The organism is Stenotrophomonas sp. CASM110 (assembly GCF_049384345.1).
GTDB classification, from domain to species: domain Bacteria; phylum Pseudomonadota; class Gammaproteobacteria; order Xanthomonadales; family Xanthomonadaceae; genus Stenotrophomonas; species Stenotrophomonas muris.
The window spans coordinates 107,923-127,133 of record NZ_JBMRGI010000001.1 but is presented as its reverse complement, the minus strand read 5'-3'; the positions used below and the strand labels follow the sequence as shown (position 1 = coordinate 127,133).

At 66.6% G+C, this 19,211-nt stretch carries 20 protein-coding genes; 7 read left to right on the top strand and 13 right to left on the bottom strand.

Annotation, left to right across the window (positions count from 1 at the left end):
* Positions 1-62 precede the first annotated feature (62 nt).
* The 6 genes from VG561_RS00605 to VG561_RS00580 form a co-directional block, all read right to left on the bottom strand.
* Positions 63-788, bottom strand: coding sequence for a glycosyltransferase (locus VG561_RS00605; protein WP_262093927.1), 726 nt, complete (start codon positions 786-788; stop codon positions 63-65).
* Positions 785-1,372: an SAM-dependent methyltransferase gene (locus VG561_RS00600; RefSeq protein ID WP_046430711.1), complete on the bottom strand. Its 588-nt coding sequence runs from the start codon at positions 1,370-1,372 to the stop codon at positions 785-787. The genes VG561_RS00605 and VG561_RS00600 overlap by 4 nt, the downstream gene beginning before the upstream one ends.
* Entirely contained in the window at positions 1,369-2,127 is a 759-nt protein-coding gene (locus tag VG561_RS00595; RefSeq protein WP_014647183.1) for a PIG-L deacetylase family protein, read from the bottom strand. The genes VG561_RS00600 and VG561_RS00595 overlap by 4 nt, the downstream gene beginning before the upstream one ends.
* A complete protein-coding gene (locus VG561_RS00590) occupies positions 2,115-3,056 on the bottom strand; it encodes an acyl-CoA dehydrogenase (RefSeq protein WP_262093924.1) in 942 nt (313 codons plus the stop codon). The genes VG561_RS00595 and VG561_RS00590 overlap by 13 nt, the downstream gene beginning before the upstream one ends.
* Before the next feature lie 102 nt (positions 3,057-3,158).
* Positions 3,159-3,662, bottom strand: a complete 504-nt coding sequence (locus VG561_RS00585; RefSeq protein WP_142234741.1) for a hypothetical protein — start codon at positions 3,660-3,662, stop codon at positions 3,159-3,161.
* A 10-nt stretch (positions 3,663-3,672) separates the two neighbouring features.
* Positions 3,673-4,836: a zinc-dependent alcohol dehydrogenase gene (locus tag VG561_RS00580; protein ID WP_262094006.1), complete on the bottom strand. Its 1,164-nt coding sequence runs from the start codon at positions 4,834-4,836 to the stop codon at positions 3,673-3,675.
* A gap of 148 nt (positions 4,837-4,984) precedes the next feature.
* Here VG561_RS00580 and VG561_RS00575 point away from each other — a divergent pair, with 148 nt between their 5' ends.
* The 3 genes from VG561_RS00575 to VG561_RS00565 all read left to right on the top strand — a co-directional run bounded on the left by VG561_RS00575 (position 4,985) and on the right by VG561_RS00565 (position 6,530).
* Positions 4,985-5,173: a hypothetical protein gene (locus VG561_RS00575; protein WP_262093921.1), complete on the top strand. Its 189-nt coding sequence runs from the start codon at positions 4,985-4,987 to the stop codon at positions 5,171-5,173.
* A 100-nt stretch (positions 5,174-5,273) separates the two neighbouring features.
* Positions 5,274-5,912 (top strand): DUF6766 family protein, encoded by a 639-nt coding sequence (locus VG561_RS00570; RefSeq protein WP_164076890.1) that lies wholly within the window; start codon positions 5,274-5,276, stop codon positions 5,910-5,912.
* Positions 5,913-5,915: 3 nt separating this feature from the next.
* Positions 5,916-6,530 (top strand): cysteine hydrolase, encoded by a 615-nt coding sequence (locus tag VG561_RS00565; RefSeq protein WP_262093920.1) that lies wholly within the window; start codon positions 5,916-5,918, stop codon positions 6,528-6,530.
* Here the strand turns inward: VG561_RS00565 and VG561_RS00560 are convergent.
* From VG561_RS00560 to VG561_RS00545, 4 genes are all read right to left on the bottom strand, one after another.
* Positions 6,494-6,727: a hypothetical protein gene (locus tag VG561_RS00560; protein WP_321210547.1), complete on the bottom strand. Its 234-nt coding sequence runs from the start codon at positions 6,725-6,727 to the stop codon at positions 6,494-6,496. The two genes, VG561_RS00565 and VG561_RS00560, sit on opposite strands and share 37 nt — an antisense overlap.
* Before the next feature lie 122 nt (positions 6,728-6,849).
* Complete coding sequence (locus tag VG561_RS00555) at positions 6,850-7,260, bottom strand: Rap1a/Tai family immunity protein (protein WP_049439705.1); 411 nt, start codon at positions 7,258-7,260, stop codon at positions 6,850-6,852.
* An 81-nt stretch (positions 7,261-7,341) separates the two neighbouring features.
* The gene (locus tag VG561_RS00550) at positions 7,342-7,962 is read right to left on the bottom strand and encodes a hypothetical protein (protein ID WP_227863764.1); all 621 of its coding nucleotides are present in this window, start codon (positions 7,960-7,962) and stop codon (positions 7,342-7,344) included.
* Positions 7,963-8,054: 92 nt separating this feature from the next.
* Positions 8,055-9,038: a LacI family DNA-binding transcriptional regulator gene (locus tag VG561_RS00545; protein WP_014647193.1), complete on the bottom strand. Its 984-nt coding sequence runs from the start codon at positions 9,036-9,038 to the stop codon at positions 8,055-8,057.
* Positions 9,039-9,195: 157 nt separating this feature from the next.
* On the opposite strand from VG561_RS00545, the gene ptsP reads away from it, so the two are divergent.
* The 4 genes from ptsP (at position 9,196) to VG561_RS00525 (ending at position 15,719) form a co-directional block, all read left to right on the top strand.
* Positions 9,196-11,706: a phosphoenolpyruvate--protein phosphotransferase gene (gene ptsP, locus VG561_RS00540; RefSeq protein WP_262093918.1), complete on the top strand. Its 2,511-nt coding sequence runs from the start codon at positions 9,196-9,198 to the stop codon at positions 11,704-11,706.
* On the top strand, positions 11,703-12,659 hold the full coding sequence (locus VG561_RS00535; protein WP_032955983.1) for a 1-phosphofructokinase family hexose kinase: 957 nt from the start codon (positions 11,703-11,705) through the stop codon (positions 12,657-12,659). Before ptsP ends, VG561_RS00535 begins: the two co-directional genes overlap by 4 nt.
* A gap of 86 nt (positions 12,660-12,745) precedes the next feature.
* Entirely contained in the window at positions 12,746-14,452 is a 1,707-nt protein-coding gene (locus VG561_RS00530; RefSeq protein ID WP_142234745.1) for a PTS fructose transporter subunit IIC, read from the top strand.
* 13 nt (positions 14,453-14,465) lie between these two features.
* On the top strand, positions 14,466-15,719 hold the full coding sequence (locus VG561_RS00525) for a carbohydrate porin (RefSeq protein WP_142234746.1): 1,254 nt from the start codon (positions 14,466-14,468) through the stop codon (positions 15,717-15,719).
* Positions 15,720-15,831: 112 nt separating this feature from the next.
* On the opposite strand, the gene VG561_RS00520 is transcribed toward VG561_RS00525, so the two are convergent.
* The 3 genes from VG561_RS00520 to VG561_RS00510 are packed head-to-tail and all read right to left on the bottom strand — an operon-like array spanning position 15,832 to position 19,205.
* Positions 15,832-16,677 carry an aldose epimerase gene (locus VG561_RS00520; protein ID WP_142234747.1) on the bottom strand — a complete coding sequence of 282 codons (846 nt, stop codon included), beginning with the start codon at positions 16,675-16,677 and terminating at the stop codon, positions 15,832-15,834.
* Positions 16,667-17,704 (bottom strand): glycoside hydrolase family 43 protein, encoded by a 1,038-nt coding sequence (locus VG561_RS00515; RefSeq protein ID WP_049439693.1) that lies wholly within the window; start codon positions 17,702-17,704, stop codon positions 16,667-16,669. The genes VG561_RS00520 and VG561_RS00515 overlap by 11 nt, the downstream gene beginning before the upstream one ends.
* A 16-nt stretch (positions 17,705-17,720) precedes the next feature.
* Complete coding sequence (locus tag VG561_RS00510) at positions 17,721-19,205, bottom strand: MFS transporter (protein WP_423179272.1); 1,485 nt, start codon at positions 19,203-19,205, stop codon at positions 17,721-17,723.
* Positions 19,206-19,211: the final 6 nt, after the last annotated feature.

The window sequence follows — 19,211 nt, the reverse complement described above, 5'->3', positions numbered from 1 at the left end:
GCGCTTCACTCTAGGACGGGCATCGTGGCGAAACCGTAAACGCCAGCCGGGAAAACATCACATCATGCCCAATTCAGCGTGGTTTCCGAGGCGCTTCCAGGTACCGCCATCCGCCGATCTGCCGCCGTGGCGGGGCGCGCGCCCTCCATTGCGGCCAGGTAGGCCGAGAACCCTCCGGTCGCGCGTCCCACCAGGCGGGCACTGGTCATGACGATGGGAGCGCCGGCCCACCTTACGGCAGCGCCGAGGCGTTGCAGCCTGCTCACCAGTGCAACATCCTCTCCACATCGCAGGGGAGCAAATCCTCCCGCCGCAAGATAGGCCTGGGCGGAGACGCCGAAATTGGCACCGTGGATGCGCCCATGATCGTCGCCCCACTGCTGCCGTTTCTGGAACGCGCGTCGCAGGCGCTTCTCCGTCTTGGAGGTGGTTGCTATGTCCACCAGTCCGCAGAAGGCGTCGCACCGGCCCTCAAGCTGGGCAACCAGCCATTCGGGAGGTACCTCGCTGTCGGCATCGGTGCTCGCCAGCCATCTCGCACCGCGTCCGAGCAGCGCAGCGGCGGCCGCTGCCCTGGCAACGCCGACGCAGCGTGCTTCCAGGCGCACCGTATCGACCCGCTGCTGCTGGCAGATGGACGCGGTGGCATCCGAGCAGCTGTCCAGTGCAACCACCACCTGCACTGCTTCGCCGTGCAGCCCGGGATGCAGGGCTGCCCTTCGGATCGATTGCAGGCAGCGCTCCACGCTGGCTGCCTCGTCATGGGCCGGAACCAGGATGCCGATCATCGCAGGCCCTCGTTGCGGGCCAGCGATAGTGCGCTGCGCGTCCAGCCCTGCAGCACGAAGTCCGCATCACGATAGTGGAAGGCTTCGTGCAGGCCTTGGCCAAGGCACCGATGCACGACGTCGGTGCGACTTGCGCGCCCATGGAACGAAGGCAACCAATGGCAGGCGACCAGCAGTCCGTCGTCGCGAAGGGCCGAATCGATGCCGGCGCGCAGCTCGTGCAGCGCTGCTGCACCCAGGTAGTAGCCCATTTCCCCGCAGACGATCAGGTCGAAGCGGCCCGGCGGCCATTGCTCGGGATGGCTGGCGCAATGGACCTGCACATGCGGTAGGTGGGCCAGATTGCGGCGGGCCCGGAACGCTGCGCGTGGGCTGATGTCGGTGGCCAGCAGGCGCTCGCAGCGGGCGGCCAAGGCCTCGGTCAGCACGCCGTTGGAGCATCCCAGCTCCCAGCCCCGAGTGAACTGGCGCTGGCTCAGGCTGGCCAGCAGCAGCGCACGCTTGCGTTCTTCATACCACCGGCTGCGATAGCCGAAGGGATCCTCCTGCTCATGCAGTTCATCGAAGTACGGCTGCGCGCTCATGCCAGGAATACCTCGTAGTTCCGGAAGAATCGGGTCAGTACATGTGCGGGCAGCACCGGCGGGCTGTTCAGTTCCGGCACCTCGCCGGTCTGGGTCCGGAAGTGCGCGATGGCGTTTCGTTTTGCGGCAGCCACTGCTGAAATGTCGATCAGCCTGGGAACCTCCCACGCCATATGTGCGCAGGCGGGGTCAAGCCAGTGCCAGCCCCACACCGGGTACTCCAGGCGTCGGCAGCCCACTGCCCGCACCGCCCTGCAGGCAGCACGCCCTGCGGCTTCATGATCGGGATGCCCATCAAAGCGCCAGGGTGCCAGGACCAGGTCGCTCGGCTGGAGGTGCTGCTGCAGCCAGTCTTCCAGGCCCTGTTCGTGCGCACTGACCGCGCCGTCGGCGATGCCGAGATGAAACGCGGATCCAGGCCGGATACCGAGTTCGCCCAGCGCTGCGGCAAGCTCGGCGCGTCGCGCCGAGCGCAGGCGTTCTGGCGTCCACCAGTGCTCGTCCGGATAGCACGCTTCGCCATCAGTCACGGCGACGACGCGTACCTCCATGCCCTGCTCCGCAGCGTGACGGAGCAGTCCACCACAGCCGAGGATCTCGTCGTCTGGATGGGGTGCGACCACCACGACGCGATCATGGCCGGCGCACAGGGCATTGGCCGATGTTGCCGGCCGCTGCCACAGCCAATCGCAGCGCAGCCATGCCTGCTCCTGCGTTCCTTCCCCCTGCAGGGGTGTCCTGGCTACAGCGCCCATGTCGCCTCCTGGCTCGCCCGCTGGCCGCCCAGCCATTCCCAATCGCGATCTGCGTGGCTCTGCCGAAGGAACACGGTCAGGTCCGCGCAGCGACGGGCGTGGGCATCTTCCAGGCACATCGGCGCCGGGCCCAGTGCGCGCCCCGCCAGATCCAGGACACGCGTCGCCGCGCGCTCGACCACGCAGCGCAGGCGCACGACCTCTTCGCGGTGCGCCGATTCCGGCGCGGCGTCGACGCGCGCCGCCACTTCGCGAAGCAGCGCCGCCGCCGGGCCCAAGGCGAGGTCCACTTCACCCAGTAATCGCGCGCGATTCCCCTCGGTGCAGGCTGGCCGCATGCGCTCGGCCAGGGCGGCCGCCGCGCCGAACCAGACTGCCGCGATGCCCGCACCGCCGTGCCAGAAACCCGGTCGCTGCAGGTACTCATCGCGCGTTCCCAGAAGCGCCATCGGTGCGCCGTCGAATCGCACCGTGGTGGACGGAACGCCGGCCATGCCAACGGCCGGCCAGGGCTCATCTGCAAGCGTGCGCCAGTGCTTCGCTGCCACCTGGCACAGCCACACGCCCTGCGCGTTGCGGACGGTTACCAATGCCGCATCCACCCACGCGCTGCCGGAACACCAGGGCTTGTCACCATGGAGCTGACCGTGGACATCGAAGCGGAGTGTGCTGGCTGGACCTTCCGCCGTCCAGACCGCCAGTAGCTGGCCTTCAGCCAGGGCGGGCGCGTTCAGTTCGGCAATGATCGCCTGGGCGTCGTAGTGCGCCTCAAGCACTTTGGCCAGGCACAGGTCTTCCGCCCCCCATGCCGCCAGCGCCTGCCACCGCTGCAGCGTGCGGCCGCTTCCGGGCAATGGCAGGTCGGGCCGCTGGACCACTAACTCGCGAGCGCGGCCCTCCAGCGGGGATGGCGATGTCACATGCTGCATGAAGGAGCCTGAAATGGAGAGACATGTCGAACGTAGGCCGCAAGCGGTCACATCGCTGTCTGGGAGGCGTAGCCGGCGCATGAATTCTCTGCGCGATGATCCTCACGCGCTCGCTTGCCTGCGCTGCCGTCGTGCGCGCAGGCACTGCAGCAACTCCCACAACCATGGCAGCACCACCACGCCCAGCGCCGGCAGCAGGACCAGCCACCAGACGCCCGGTGCTGCAGGCTTCACTTCGAGCGACCACCGAGGGTGGACCTGCCAGCCCACCCAGCCCAGCAGGACCCACGGCGCGGCATCGAGCACGCTGTGCACATGCTGCTCTGCCGGGCTGATGCGTCGTCTGCCGTCCGCGCTGACGGTGTCGAAGTAGCCGGCGATTGCGTGCGCGAGGACCAGAAGTGCCAGAATCGTGACGAGCGACAGCGTGTTTTGCAGCAGGAGCCATGCGAGCACCCCGCTTCCGATCAGCAGCAACTGCACCCCATGCAACAGGCTTTCGCGCATCGCAGAGGTGTGTGGAAGGTCGGTCCGCCGGTGAAAATGGAAGTCCAGCCAGCCGGCAGCCAGCCACAGTGCGTAGACACCGGCGGCAATCGCGCTCATGGCAGCATGCTCAGGGTGTCAGCACGATCTTGCGGCAGTCGTCATCCTTGGCATCGAATATCGCGTAGCCCTGCGCAGCGTCGGCCAGGCGCATCCGGTGCGAGATGATGTCACCCGGATCCAGCTTTCCTTCCATGATTGCGTCGAGCAGTTCCGGCATCAGTCCCTGCACATGGGTCTGGCCCATCTTGAATGTCAGACCTTTGTCGAACGCATCACCCAGCAGAAAACCATGGATGAAGCCGGCATAGACGCCTGGAATGCTGACCACGCCGCCACGGCGCGCTGCCGCGATGCATTGCCGTATCGCCACGCCACTGCTGCCTTCTAGCTTTACAGCGGTCAACGCTGACTCCAGCGCGCTGCCCTCGGCCTCGAAGCCTACGGCCTCGATGCAGGCGTCTACGCCCCGCCCACTGGTCTGGGTAAGGATGTAATCGGCCGGGTCTTCGATCTCCTTGAAGTCGATGGGGGTCACGCCGTAAGCACGGCGTGCATAGTCCAGGCGGTAACGAAGGTGGTCGACCATGAAGATGGTCTCTGCTCCCAGCAGCCGGCAACAGGCCGCGCTCATCAGCCCAACCGGACCGGCGCCGAAGATGGCCACCGTCGAGCCGGGCTTCACACCCGCGTTCAGCGCGGCCTGATAGCCGGTCGGGAGAATGTCAGACAGGAACAGCACCTGCTCATCGGCCACGCCTTCCGGAATGCGCAACGGGCCCACGTTGGCCTTCGGCACGCGTACGAATTCGGCTTGGCCACCGGCTACGCCGCCATACAGATGGCTGTATCCGAACAAAGCAGCTGGAGGCAGCAGCCCTTTCTGGTTCAGCGCCGCGCCCCTGCCAGGATTGGTGGTCTCGCATGCGGCATATTCGGCCAGCCTGCAGTGGAAACACTCGCCACAGGCGATCACGAAGGGAATCACCACGCGATCGCCCGGCTTCACCTGGGTCACGCCGCTGCCGACCTCTTCCACCACGCCCATGAATTCGTGGCCCAGTACATCGCCATCGTGCAGATCAGGAATCTTGCCGCGGTAGAGGTGCAGGTCCGAACCGCAGATGGCGGTGGCGGTCACCCGCAGTATCAGATCGTCATCCGCCGCCAGTACCGGGTCGGGCACAGTCTCGACGCGCACATCCCTGCGGCCGTGATAGGTCAATGCCTGCATCGTGCTGCTCCAGGAGCTCGGGCCTTCAGCATCGCAAGGCCGCCATCCGGCTGCAGTGACATCCCGGTGTGCACGGCGTTCATTCTGCAGCGTCGTGGCGTTAACCCGGCGCGGTGCAGGCTTCACTCTCTCGCCGCAGGAGCTGCCCATGAACGACAAACTGCCCTTCAATCCAACGACGGATGTGGACGATCAGTCAAAAGCGCACACGCCGGACAAACGGCGCAATGATCGAGCCAGATGGAAGGACCACGACATGCCCGACGACGGCGATGGCCGCAAGGCGGTACCGGAGGACTACGAGCGCCCTGATCCCGATCCGACAGGGAAGCGTTGAGTCCGCCTCACATTCCGGATGCGCAGCAATCACGAGGCATGGCCCTTTGCCCACGCAAGCTTCATGGACGATCTTTGGAACAGCCTGAACGAGGTCTTGCATGTGGAAACGCAACGGTCTCTCACTGGTGCTGCTTGCGCTCACGTTGGCGTTCATTGTGGGGCAGGCAGTTGCGGGGCATCACGTGCACAACCAGGAACTGGTCGAGCACGGACGCATGCCGATCGATTTCTGGCACTACCTGGCTACTGGGCACTTCGTCAGCGCTACATTCGAGAACTGGGAGAGCGAATTCCTGCAGATGGGGATGTACGTTCTGCTGACGGTCAGCCTGCGCCAGCGCGGTTCGGCCGAATCGCGGCCGCTGGACCCCGCGCAGGAACAGAATCGCATCGAACCCGGACGCACGCCCTGGCCGGTCAGGCGCGGTGGCCTGTGGAAGGTTCTTTACGGTCATTCGCTGGCGATTGCGTTCGGGCTGTTGTTCCTGTTCAGCTTTACGCTGCATGCATTGGGAAGCTGGCGCGCCGAGGAGGCCGAACAGCAGTTGAAGGGATTGCCGCCGCCAGGCTTTGTGGAGCACCTCGCCAGCAGCACATTCTGGTTCGAATCCATGCAGAACTGGCAAAGCGAGTTCCTGGCCGTGCTGTCTCTGGTGGTGCTGACGATCTTCCTGCGCCAGAAAGATTCGCCGCAATCCAAGCCGGTCGAGGCGCCGCATACCCAGACAGGAGATTGAACCATGGCAGATGATCCGTCGAGGGCCTTGCTGATCATCGACATGTTCAGCCGTTTCGATTTCCCGGGCGCGCAGGAGCTGGCGCCCGCGGCAGAGCGGGCGGCCCGGCAGATCCGGCGCCTGAGGGATCACTTCGACGAACGCGGGTGGCCGGTCATCTACGCCAATGACAATTTCTCGGATTGGAAGCGCGATTTCCGCCAGCAGGTGGAACAGTGCCGGCGCGACGGCGGTCCGGCGGGACGAATTGCCAGCCTTCTCTCGCCCTTGCCCGGTCATTACTTCGTGCTCAAGCCCAAGCACTCGGCGTTCCTGGCCAGTCCCTTGCCGATTCTGCTGGCCAAACTGGGCGTGCGCCGCCTGTACCTGAGTGGCATGACGGCCGATTCGTGCGTTCTGGCCACCGCGCTGGATGCCAACGCCAGAGAGTTCGACGTCGTGTTGGCACCGGAGGTCGTGGCGGGGCTGCCATCCCGGAAGCGGCGCGCACTGGCGCTGCTGGCTGATTCGGGCGCAGCCCGGATCGCGCGGCTTTCTTCGCTTGTCTCTGGGCAGGAAGCAGGAGGGCCGCTGAAGGCAGCTCAGGCCCGGTCGGCTATCCCCTGTACGCCGGCATGACCGGCGCAATGTGCACAGCAGAAGATCTGGCCATTTCCTTCAACGCCATGCCCAATGACCGCGCATTTGCAGTGTGCGCAGCGGGGTGCGAATGCGTGGATCGCGCACTCGAACGAATCGAACGTGCCGCTGCGCCCGCCCTGCTGCAGGGTAAAGCTCTTGTCGTAGTTGTTGCCGCAGATATCACAGGTAGCCATGGGGCACCTCGTGCTGTGGAAGGAACATGCAGTGTGGCGAGCGCGAATGTCGGTGGCCGTGAATGCACCGTGTCGCGAGGGTGTAGGACGTCCGCATCGTCGCCAAGCGGGCGCGGCGTGCTTCATTGGTCATTGCCGGGCTCGGCACTGTTGCCACGTGGTGTGCCGCGACCACAGGGAAACGCCGTGCGCAGCCCTTCGACAACCAGTGGCGACGCATCCTGCTGCAATCGCTCGCGGGGCAGTTGCCGGAGATGGGAAGACACATGGTCGACCAGTTCATGCGGAAGGATCTGGCGCTGCCCGCACCACTGTCCGCGGCTGGCATCGGCGACGCCCAGGATATAGCCGCTGGCGCGAGCGCTGGACAGGCTCCGGCACTGTTCGCCGTCGCAGAACCCGTCATCGCCTTTCCCCTGCAGGAGGGTAATGAGTTCCGTGCCGCTGACAAGCCAGGTCCGTACCGGCTGCATTGTTCCGGCCAAAGCGGACCCAGCCAGCGCGCAGAGGCCAAGTGCGAGGAGCCGACGCATGACGCGGCGCGCCTGGGGTTGGTGATGTCTCTTCATGTTGAGGCCCTGGCTGTTGCTTTCATGGACGCCACGCGGCAGAGGTCAAAGCCGATCAAGCTGGTTGCGCGGACGAAACTCCGGGTCGTCCTCGGCTTCCAGCATGGCCTCCACCAATGTTTCGAAGGGCTCGGTGGCGGCATCCAGGTCTGCGGATGACAGGAATCCGGATTCCCCGGGGCCGGCCAGCCCAATCGCAGCAACCGTCTCCTGCTCACCTTCCTCGGCCCAGAGATAGTCGTGGATCAATGCCACGCCTTCGTCGCCCCCCTTCAGGAAGTCGGCGGCGCCTCGTGCCACGGCAAGAAACGCGATGAGATCGTAAAGGCTCTCCGAATACGTCAGCGATCCTGCGACAAAGTGCGTAGCAGTGCGGTCATAGGCGGCAATCTGGATATTCCCGGCCTGTGCAGAGGCAAGGAAAGCCTTCAATGCGGCGCGATTGTCGGGGTAGCGGGCCAACAGCGCCTGGCAATCCGCGAGCAGGTGGTCCAACGCCTCGTCGCTGCACGAGGCAAGGTATTGACCGTTTTCCATGCGCCACTGCCCGGAGATGCCTCGCCAGTCGGACCAACGGGATGATGAAGGCACGGGCGCTGCCAGCCATCTGGAAAGATCGTGGTGGGAAATCTTCAGGCGGAGCAGTGCTGAATAGGGCTCTGACAAGGCGATCCTCCACTATGTCTGCGTACAGTTGGCTTGTAGCAGACAACGCATGACCCGCCAACATCTGGCGGCTGCCGCAGGCCGGTGCCGGACTATCGCCCAGCCGTCGACCCTCTCACCACGCACCTTCCCGTCATCACCAGCCTGCGCACGGGCAGCTCCGGCATGCGCAGGCGTTCCAGCAACAGCGACATCGCAGCGCGCCCCATGTCTTCAACCGGCTGCTCGACCACGGTAATGCCAGGTTCGACCAGCTCGGTCCAGCGCTCGTTGTCGAACCCTGCCAGCGCCAGCTCTCCTGGAATGGCGAGACCGGCGCTGCGTGCCGCCTTCAATGCACCCATGAGCAGCAGGCTGTTGCTGGTGACCAGCGCGTCGGGACGCGAAGGGCCGGCCAGCCATTGGTCGACCGTTGCGATGGCGGCCTCGGCCGTTGGCTCGACTTCACGGTAATCCGGCTCCAATCCGTGCGTGCGCATCGCAGCAAGATAGCCGTCGCGGCGCTCGGCCGCCGTGGTGCTGGTGCTGCCGAACAGGCCGCCGATGCGGCGATAGCCACGCTCGACGAGATGCTCGACCAGAGCGCCCATCGCCGCGGGATTGTCCAGCACCACGCTGTCGATCGACCCGCTGGCCGCGGCGCGGTCCACCAGTACCGTCGGGAAGTCCAGCGTGAGCCGTTCCAGCCGCCCCACCGTGGTCCGTGTGGGCGCAAAGATCAGTCCACTGATGCGCTCCTCGTGCATCAACTGCAGGTACAGCGCCTCGCGCTCGGGGTCTTCGTCGGTGTTGCAGAGCGTGACGCGCAGGCCCTCGCGATAGGCGACCTCCTCCACCGCACGGATAAGCGCAGTGAAGAACGGGTTGCGGATATCCGCAACGATCAACCCGATGATGCCGGTGTGCCGGGAGCGCAGCCGCCTTGCCTGCAGGTTCGGCCGATAGCCGGTCTGGCGGATCGCCACCTCGACCCGGCCGCGAACCTCTTCGCTGACCGGGCCGCCCCCGAGCACCCGCGACACGGTGGACTTGGATACCCCCGCTACACGCGCGACGTCATTGATGCTGATACTCATTGGAAACGTTCCCGGAAAAGTGCGCCTGCCATGGCCCGGCGGCTGTTCAGGACAATGCTAACGCCAAATAGCTATTGGCATTTTGTGCAGTGCACATTGAAATAGGTGGTGGGAACGTTCCCAATATGCCCAGCCATCCTTTTGCCGGAGCCGCCCTTTGTCGCCCCAGACCTTCCCCTCCCCCGTCAGCCGGGAACTGATCCGCCTGGACGCGCGGGCGCAGGACAAGACCGATGCGATCGCCCAGGTCGCGCAGATGCTGGTCGCGGCCGGCTGCGTGGCGCCAGGGTACGAGGCCAGCATGGGACGGCGCGAAGCGCTGGCCAACACCTTCCTCGGCCATGCCGTGGCAATCCCGCACGGGCTTGGCGAGGACCGCCATCTGGTGCGCCGCGATGGCATTGCCGTGCTGCAGTTGCCGGAAGGCGTGGAATGGAATCCGGGGCAGGTCACCCGTCTGGTGGTTGGCATCGCTGCCCAGTCCGATACCCACATTACCCTGCTGCGCCGCCTGACCCGGCTGATCCAGGATGAGGCAACGCTGCAGCGCCTGTTTGCGACCACCGATGCGGGTGAGATCGTCAACGCGCTGACCGGCGACATTGCGATCACGACCGCCCAGGTACCGGCCACCGATCTGGCCGAGCGCTTTGACTGGACCATTGCCTACCCCAGCGGCCTGCACGCGCGCCCGGCCACGCGCTGGGCAGAGACGGCGCGCCGCTTTGCGGCCCGCGCCCAGGTGCGTGCCGGCGACCAGGCAGCGGACGCCAAGAGTCTGGTCGCACTGCTGCAACTTGGCCTGCGTCATGGCGATGCCGTCAGCGTATCTGCCGAGGGGGCGGATGCCCCTGCCCTGCTGACCGCGCTGCGCAGGGTCATGGAGGACCTGGTGGCACAGGAAAAGGCCGACGCCGAACGCGCAGCACAACGCAAGGCCACGCCGGTGGCAGGCTGGAATCCGCCCGAGGCACAGGCTGCCATCGTCGGCATCGGTGCCAGCCCTGGGCTGGCAATCGGCCCGGTGCATGTATTGGCCAGCACGCAGGCCGAGGTCGCCGATCGCCCGGCCCCGCTCGGCGAAGGCGGGGCGCGTCTGCAGGACGCGCTCGCACGTACCCGCCAGCAGTTGGCCGCGCTGCAGGATGACACCCAGCGCCGGCTTGGCGCCTCGGACGCCGCCATCTTCAAGGCCCATGCCGCGCTGTTGGACGACACCGACCTGATTACCCGTACCTGCCAGCTGATGGTCGAAGGCCATGGCGTCGCATGGTCCTGGCACCAGGCCATCGAACACATCGCCTCGGGCCTGGCCGCGCTGGGCAACCCGGTGCTGGCCGGGCGCGCCGCCGACCTGCGTGACGTTGGCCGCCGAGTGCTGGCGCAGCTTGATCCGTCGGCCGCCGGTGGCGGCCTGGCCGACCTGCCCGCGCACCCGTGCATCCTGATCGCGGCGGACCTGTCGCCGTCCGACACGGCCAACCTCGACACTACCCGCGTGATTGGCCTGGCCACCGCGCAGGGCGGGCCGACCTCGCACACCGCCATCCTCTCGCGCACCCTCGGCCTGCCGGCGCTGGTCGCCGGGGGGGGCGAGCTGCTCGCGATCAGCGCCGGTCGCGAGGCGATCATCGACGGCAGCAGCGGGCGGCTCTACCTGTCTCCGTCCGAGGCCGACCTCGCCTCGGCGCGCGCGTGGATCGCCGAACAGCAGCAGATCCGCGAGCGTGAAGCGGCGCAACGTGCGCAGCCGGCACAGACGCCGGACGGCCACCGCATCGACATCGGCGCCAACGTCAACCTGCCCGAGCAGGTGCCGCTGGCACTGGAGCAAGGCGCGGAAGGCGTCGGCCTGATGCGTACCGAATTCCTGTTCCTTGAACGTGGCAGTACGCCCAGCGAGGATGAGCAGTACACCACGTATGTGGCGATGGCCAAGGCACTCGGCGGCCGCCCACTGATCGTGCGTGCGCTCGATATCGGTGGCGACAAGCAGGTGGCGCACCTGGAGCTGCCGCATGAAGAAAACCCGTTCCTGGGCGTGCGCGGCGCGCGCCTGCTGCTGCGCCGGCCGGACCTGCTGGAACCGCAGCTGCGTGCGCTGTACCGCGCGGCGAAAGACGGCGCGCGCCTGTCCATCATGTTCCCGATGATCACCTCGGTAAGCGAGCTGGTCGCACTGCGCGCCATCTGCGAGCGCCAGCGCGCAGCACTGCAGGCGCCCGGGGTACCGATCGGCATCATGATCGAAGTGCCGGCCGCTGCGGCGCAGAGCGATGTGCTGGCCCGCCACGCCGACTTCTTCTCGATCGGTACCAACGACCTGACCCAGTACGTGCTGGCGATCGACCGCCAGAATCCGGAACTGGCCGCCGAGGCCGACAGCCTGCATCCGGCCGTGCTGCGCGCGATCCGCGCCACGGTGGAAGGCGCACGACTGCATGGGCGCTGGGTGGGCGTCTGTGGCGGGCTGGCCGGCGATCCGTTCGGCGCACTGCTGTTGGCCGGCCTGGGCGTGGACGAACTGTCGATGACCCCGAACGACATCCCGGCCGTGAAAGCACGCCTGCGTGGCAGCGCGCTGGCCGATCTGCGAACGCTGGCTGCGACGGCGCTGGACTGCGAAACGGCCGAGCAGGTGCGTGCCCTCGATGGAGCGCGCGCATGAGTTCCCGCGCCGTCACCATTACCCTGAACCCGGCAATCGACCAGACCGTGCGGCTGGCGAACCTGCAACCGGGTCACGTGCATCGCGCCCGCAGTTCCCGCGACGACGCTGGGGGCAAAGGCATCAACGTGGCCGCCTGCCTGGCAGACTGGGGCGTGCCGACCACTGCGCTGGGTGTGCTCGGCGATGGCAACGACGGCGTGTTCAGCGCACTGTTTTCCGATCGGGGCATCGCAGACGCCTGTCTGCGCATTCCGGGCCGTACCCGCACCAACATCAAGCTGGTGGAAGATGCCAACGGCGAGACCACCGACATCAACCTGCCCGGCCTGTCACTGTGCGACGCCGATCTGGACGCGGTATCGCGCCGACTCGACGCACTGCTCCAGCCGCAGCTGCCGGTGGTGCTGTCCGGCAGCCTTCCGTCCGGGCTGCAAGCCGATGCATGGGCCCGACTGCAGGCGCAGGTGCGCGCCGCCGGCGCGCGCGTACTGCTGGATACCAGTGGCGACGCGCTTGCCGCGGCGTTGAGTGGTGCACAGGGTGCACTGCCCTACGCGGTCAAGCCCAACCGCCATGAACTGGAGGCCTGGGCCGGCACGCCGCTGCTGGATCGCAGCGCCCTGCGCGCCGCGGGCCGGGCCTTGGTCGAACGCGGAGTTGCACTCGTAGCGATCTCGATGGGCGCCGACGGCGCGCTGTTCATTGATCGCAGCGGCGCCCTGGTCGCACGACCGGCGCGACTGGCGCAGGGCAGTACGGTCGGTGCCGGCGACGCCATGGTCGCCGGCATCGCCGCCGCCTTGTTGGAGCCCTCCCCCGACCTGGCCGGTTGTGCGCGACTGGCCACGGCGTTCTCGATGAGCCGGCTGGAGAGTGGCGACGCGCGACGGCTGGACCCGGCGCAGGTGCGCGCGTGGACCGGCGATGTACTGATCGAGCGGTTGGATTGAAACCCCTGCAGAGGGGGCTGCGGCTGGCCTTGGGCCACCGATGGCCCCTGCTGCAAGGACGAACCCGAAGAATTCCAGGAGTTGCCATGCAAGCTTCCACCGTAGTCATCGCCGCTGGCGAACGCAGCATCGAGGCCGTTCTTGCCGCCGAAGCGCTGCGCCGCGCCGCACGCCAGCAAAGGGTCGAATTGGCGATCGAAATCCGCAGCGATCAGGGCGTGACCGGGGCATTGCCCGACGCGCAGGCTGCCGCCGCAACGCAGCTGCTGCTGGTGGGTGACGGCGAGGCGGACAGCGCCCGCTTCGGCAATGCCCAGATCGTGCGCGCCGGCCTGGGTGAAGTGCTGGACGACCCGCTCGCCGTGCTGGCGCAGCTCGCCGCAGCATCGGCACCCCCTTCCAGGGATGACACGGGCAAGCGCATCGTCGCCGTCACCTCCTGCCCGACCGGCATCGCCCACACGTTCATGGCGGCCGAAGGCCTGCAGCAGGCGGCCAAGGCACTGGGCCACGCGATCCGGGTGGAAACCCAGGGCTCGGTCGGCGCGCAGGATGCGTTGAGCGACGGCGAAATCGCTGCCGCCGACCTGGTGCTGATCGCCGCCGACCGCGAAGTCGATCTGTCGCGCTTTGCTGGCAAACGCCTGTTCAAGAGCGGCACCAAGCCGGCGATCAATGACGGCCAGAACCTGATCCGCAAGGCGCTGGCCGAGGCTGGCGTGCAGACCGGCACGGTGGCTTCAGGTCGCACCACCGAGAAGGCCAGGGTCACCGGCCCCTACAAGCACCTGATGACCGGCGTGTCGTTCATGCTGCCGTTCGTCACTGCCGGTGGCCTGCTGATCGCACTGGCGTTCGCACTCGGCGGCATCTATGCCTTCGACGATGCACACAAGGGCACGCTGGCCTGGTCGCTGTTCCAGATCGGCGCCAAGTCCGGCTTCATGCTGATGGTGCCGGCACTGGCCGGCTACATCGCCTACTCCATCGCCGATCGCCCGGGCATCGCCCCGGGCATGATCGGGGGATTGGTGGCAGTCAACATGGATGCGGGCTTCATCGGCGGCATCCTGGCCGGTTTCATCGCCGGCTACGGCGTGCATTGGATCAACCGTGCGCTGCGCCTGCCGCGCAGCCTGGAAGGCCTCAAGCCAGTGCTGATCCTGCCGGTGCTGGGCACGCTGCTGGTCGGCCTGTTGATGATGTATGTAATCGGTACGCCGGTGGCTGGGCTGCTGGCCTGGCTGACCGACTGGCTGCGCGGCATGCAAGGCAGCAGCGCGATCCTGCTTGGCCTGCTGCTGGGCGGCATGATGGCGGTGGACATGGGCGGACCCGTCAACAAGGCGTCCTACGCCTTCTCTACCGCATTGATTTCCAGCCAGGTCTACACGCCGATGGCGGCGACGATGATCGGCGGCATGACGCCGCCGCTGGGTATCGCACTGGCGACATGGCTGTTCAGTAGCCGCTTCACTGCCGAGGAGCGTGGCACGGCCGGTGCCGCTGGCGTGCTTGGCCTCAGTTTCGTGACCGAAGGCGCGATCCCCTATGCCGCGCGTGATCCGCTGCGCACCATTCCGGCGCTGATCCTTGGTTCTGCCGTGGCCGGTGCGATTTCGATGGCCGCAGGCGTCGAACTGAAGGTGCCGCATGGCGGCGTGTTCGTGCTGCCGATCCCGAACGCAGTCACCCACCTTGGCATCTACCTGCTGGCACTCGTGGCCGGCGTGGCCGTCACTGCGGTCGCGCTGCGCGTGCTCAAGAAGCCGGTCACGGCTCCCACCCTGTAAAAGGAACCCGCCCATGACCTCCCCTTCCCGCCGCCTGCTGCCGACAGTGATCCTGCTGGCCCTGCCATCACTGGCCGCAGCCGCCGACGCGAGCGACGTCTTCGCTCCGAAGCTCGCCTACACCGGCGAAGCGGCCGCCACGCTCGACGGTGGCAAGCGCAGCGGCACGGCCTATGCCGGCCAGCTGATGTTCGGTGCCGACGTGGACCTGGACGCGGCGTTTGGCTGGCGAGGTGCGACGGTCAAGGCCTACGGCATCAACCGCCATGGCACCAATCTCGCCAACAGCAGTACAGGCAACAGCACCTCGGTGCAGGAAATCTACGGCGGCCAGGGCACGCGCCTGGCCAACCTGACCCTCGAACAGAAGTTGTTCAACGACCGGTTGGTGCTGGAAGCAGGGCGCAGCGTCGCCAACATCCACCACCTGGGTTCGGACCTGTGCCAATACTTCCAGGGCAACTCGGCCTGTGGCAACCCGACCTACGTATTCCGCACCAGCAGTTTCACCTGGTGGCCGGTATCGAGCTGGATGGCCGATGCCACGGCCTGGGTCACGCCCGATGTCTATGTCCGCGTCGGCGCCTACCAGGTTGATCCCAGCCAGGCCGAGGATGGCCAGCATGGCCTGAAGTGGAATACGAACCAGGCCACCGGCTGGATCGTGCCCTACACGATCGGCTGGCGCAGCCCTGCTTCGGCACGACTGAAAGCCCGCTACGAACTCGGTGGTTGGCAGGACAACTCGACCTATCGCGATCCGCTGCGCGATGCCAACGGCATTCCCGCGCTGCTCAGTGGCCAGGAGTACGCGACGCGTCACGGTCGCTCCGGTGCGTTCGCCCGCTTCGAGCAGCAACTCACCAGTGATGGTGCCGGCCGCGGCCTGACCCTTTTCGGTGCGGCGCTCAAGGGCACCTCCGGCCAGTTGATCGAGGATCATTTCCTGCAGGCCGGGCTGGTGCAGAAAGGCACGTTCGCCCGGCGGCCGCAGGACAGCATCGCTTTCGTCGTGACCCAGCAGAAGTACAGCAGCATCGCGCTGGAAGACCTGCGCCTCGCCCGCGCCGCAGCCGGTGGCAGCGGCACCCCGCACGGGAGCCAGGTGATGATGGAGCTGAGCTATGGCATCCAGCTCACCCCGCAGCTTCGTGTTGCACCGAACCTGCACTACATCGTGCACCCCGACCAGTTCAATGAGCCCGCACGCCAGCATGACCTGCCGGATGCGCTGATCGCGGGCATGCGGATCGACTGGAACCTGTAGGAAATGTCAGGTGGTCCTGGGGCGCGGCCCGTGTCAGGCACCGGGTCCCCGGCCGGTCCAGGCGGCGTACCGACCGCCCGCCATCCGGGTGATTTCCTGCCCTGGCCGGGTTTCAGGTGCTGTCCGCCGCCCACGCCAGTTCGAACGTCAACGCGAGGCGCTGGCCGGGCTCCAGCCGGTGCGGTGCCAGGGTGTAGCCATCTGGCGGGCCGCTCTGCGGCTCGACACAGGTGGCGTGCGGCGTACCATCGTAGACCACCCAGTGGTCGTGGTCCGACCTTAGCCGCAGGTGCTGGCCTTCGCGTATCAGCGTGATGTCACCGTCGGCGATGAAGCAGTCATCCCAGGGGCCGGTGGTGGGCTCCACGCGGGGCAGCGTGGCAATACCTTCCCTGTCCCGCGGATACATCGAGCGAGGACTGAACAGCAGTCGTTCCGGCTTCCGGAACCAGGGGTGCCAGCCCAGCACCGCCGGCATCGCCTGCCCGCCGGCCTGGACCGAGAGGTCCATCTGCAGGCTGTGAGCCTGCAACTGCAGGTCCAGCACGGCAGCGCCACCGAAAGGCCAGTAGCCGTCGCTCGGCAGCTCCAGCGACAACCGGGCTGCCGCCGCGTCCAAGCGGTCGATCCGCCAGGGTCGCGAGAAACCCACCCCATGGATGGCGTGCCCGTCGAAGTTGAGCGGCAGCCGATGCGGCCTGCCGTCAAAATGGAACTGTCCACGGCGGATGCGCCCGGCCCACGGCACCATCGGGTAGCAGCCCCACGCGATCGCCGCCGGGCCTGCCTGCTGCGCATCCACCAGCCATTCCACGCCCTGGTAGCGCAGGTGCGCCACGCGCCCGCCCGCCCCTGCGGCGAACGCAACCTCCAGTTCGCCGCACCTCAGCCAGTGCAGCTCGCCGGCTGGCAGCGGAGCCAGCGCATCATCCACCGGCAGCATCCGCTCAGGCCCCATACGGGTTGATCGTGCGGATGCTTCCGTCCGGCTCCATGTGCAGCGGCGTGCACTTGGCCGAGCGCAGGTGGGTGATGCCGCCGGACATCAGTGCATCGTGATAGAACAGGTACCACTGTCCTTCGAACTGGCAGATGGAGTGGTGGGTGGTCCAACCGACCACGGGGGTGAGGATCACGCCAGCGTAGGTGAACGGTCCATACGGGCTGTCGCCGATGGCGTAGCACAGCTGGTGGGTGTTGCCAGTGGAGTACGACAGGTAGTAGCGACCCTGGTACCTGTGCAGCCACGGACCTTCGAAGAAGCGGCGCGCATGGTCGTCCGCGCGCAGCGGCTGGCCATGCTCATCCAGGATCTGCACTTCGCGGGTGGGTTCGGCCAGCTCGGTCATGCCGGCATCCAGGCGGCCCACGCGCGGGCCCAGCGCCGGTGCGCTGCCCTCGGGCTCCTCGTGGGCCTCGCTGTACTGGTTGTCACGATATTTCTGCAGCTGCCCGCCCCATATGCCGCCGAAGTACAGGTAGTGGCTGCCATCCTCGTCTTCGAACACGGCCGGGTCGATCGAGTACGCACCCTTGATCGGCTCCGGCTGGGGCACGAACGGGCCCTCCGGCCGCGCACCGATCGCCACGCCGATGCGGAACCGGCCCTCGGCATCCTTGGCCGGGAAGTAGAGGTAGTAGCGGCCATCACGGCAGGCGGCATCGGGGGCCCACATCTGTTTCCGGGCCCAGGGAACGTCGCGCACATGCAACGCCATGCCGCAATCGACGGCCGTGCCGTCGGGCGTATCCATCTTCAGCACATGATAATCCTGCATGCCGAAGTGGCCACCTTCGTCGTCGAATGGCTGGCCGCCGTCGATGTCGTGCGACGGATAGATGTACAGGCGCCCCTCGAACACATGCGCCGAAGGGTCGGCGGTATAGATGTGGGTCACCAGCGGTTGCGAAATGGCGTGCGCGGTGAGCTGCGCAAGACGGGCTTCGCTGGCCTGGCCGTCTTCGCCGGCAGAGAGGTCGATCATGGTCGTCATCTTGGAGTTACACGGAGGCGTCGGCGGAACGGCGACGCAGGTGGAGGTCCTGCTCGATGCGGGTTTCGGTGCGCTTGTCGATCCTGTAGAAGACCAGCAGCGCCACGGCGAGCAGGAAAGGAAGGGAGCAGTAGACGCTTACGGTCAGGCGGATGCCCTGCACCACGGCCTCAGGCTGCTGCGCCAGGCCGGCCTGGTAGCCGTAGTGGGCGAGGATCGCGGCGACCAGCGCGCCGCCCACGCTGAGGCCGATCTTCAGCCCGCACAGCATCGCCGAGAAGATGATCGCGGTTGCCCGCCGATGGTTCTTCCACTCCGAGTAGTCCGCGACGTCGGCGATCATCGCCCACAGCAACGGGATGGTGATGCCGTAGCAGAAGCCATGCAGCATGAAGGCGCCGAACGCCACCGCCACCGCCGTGGGTGGAAACAGGTAGAAGGCAAGCAGGAACAGGGTCGAGACAAACAGGGCGCCACCGAAGACGTCGCGCTTGCCGAAGCGGTCCGCCAGCCGTCGCGATGCGCCGATACCCAGGATCATGCAGAGGATGCCGCACGCGTTGAACAGGCTGAACGCCGAGGTGGCCGCGTCCTTCGGCCAGGTGAACGCAGCGAAGCCGGCGCTGGCCAGCGCAGCATTCAACGCGCTGACCAGGCCGTTGAACCCCGAGTTTTCAAGGAAGCCGGCCAGCGCCGCTTCACTCATGTAGTACTGGAAGTAATAGATGTAGGTACCGCCCTTCAATGCCAGGTTGATGAACACCAGCACGGTCAGGGCCAGCATCACCTGCCACGGGCGGTTGTGCAGCAGGTCCGACAGGTCCTGCACTATGCCGCCGGTCTGTTCGCGCGTCGGCACGATGCGTTCGCGGGTGGTGGCGAACGTGATCAGGAAGAACGCCGTGCCGATGATGGCGAATGCGGTCATGACCTGCTCGAAGCCGCGCACCCGGTCGCCGTCACCCAGGATCAGCACCAGCGGCATCAGCAGCACCTGGATGATGAACTGCGCGATCATCACGGCCAAGAAGCGGTAGGCCGAAAGGCTGTTGCGCTGGGCCATGCTGCCGGTCAGCACGCCGCTCAGCGCCGAGTACGGCAGGTTGTTCGCTGCGTACACGCACACCAGCAGCGCGTAGGTGGCCAGTGCATAGATCACCTTTCCGCGCTCGCCCAGGTCCGGCGTGCTGAACGCCAGCAGGGACAGTACGCCAAAGGGAATGGCCGTCCACAGGATCCACGGCCGGAAGCGGCCCCAACGGGTGGTCGTCCGGTCAGCCGCGATGCCGATCAACGGCGTGAACACGAACGCACCCAGCAGGCCCACCACGAAGATGATCGTGGCCGCGGTCGCAGCTGGCAGGCGGTAGACGTCGGTGTAGAAGAACGCCAGGTAGGTGATCAGGGTCTGGAAGATCAGGTTGGCGGCGAGATCGCCCAGGCTGTAGCCGAGCTTCTCGCGTACCGATAGCGCGTGTTCAGTGCTTGCCATGCAGCG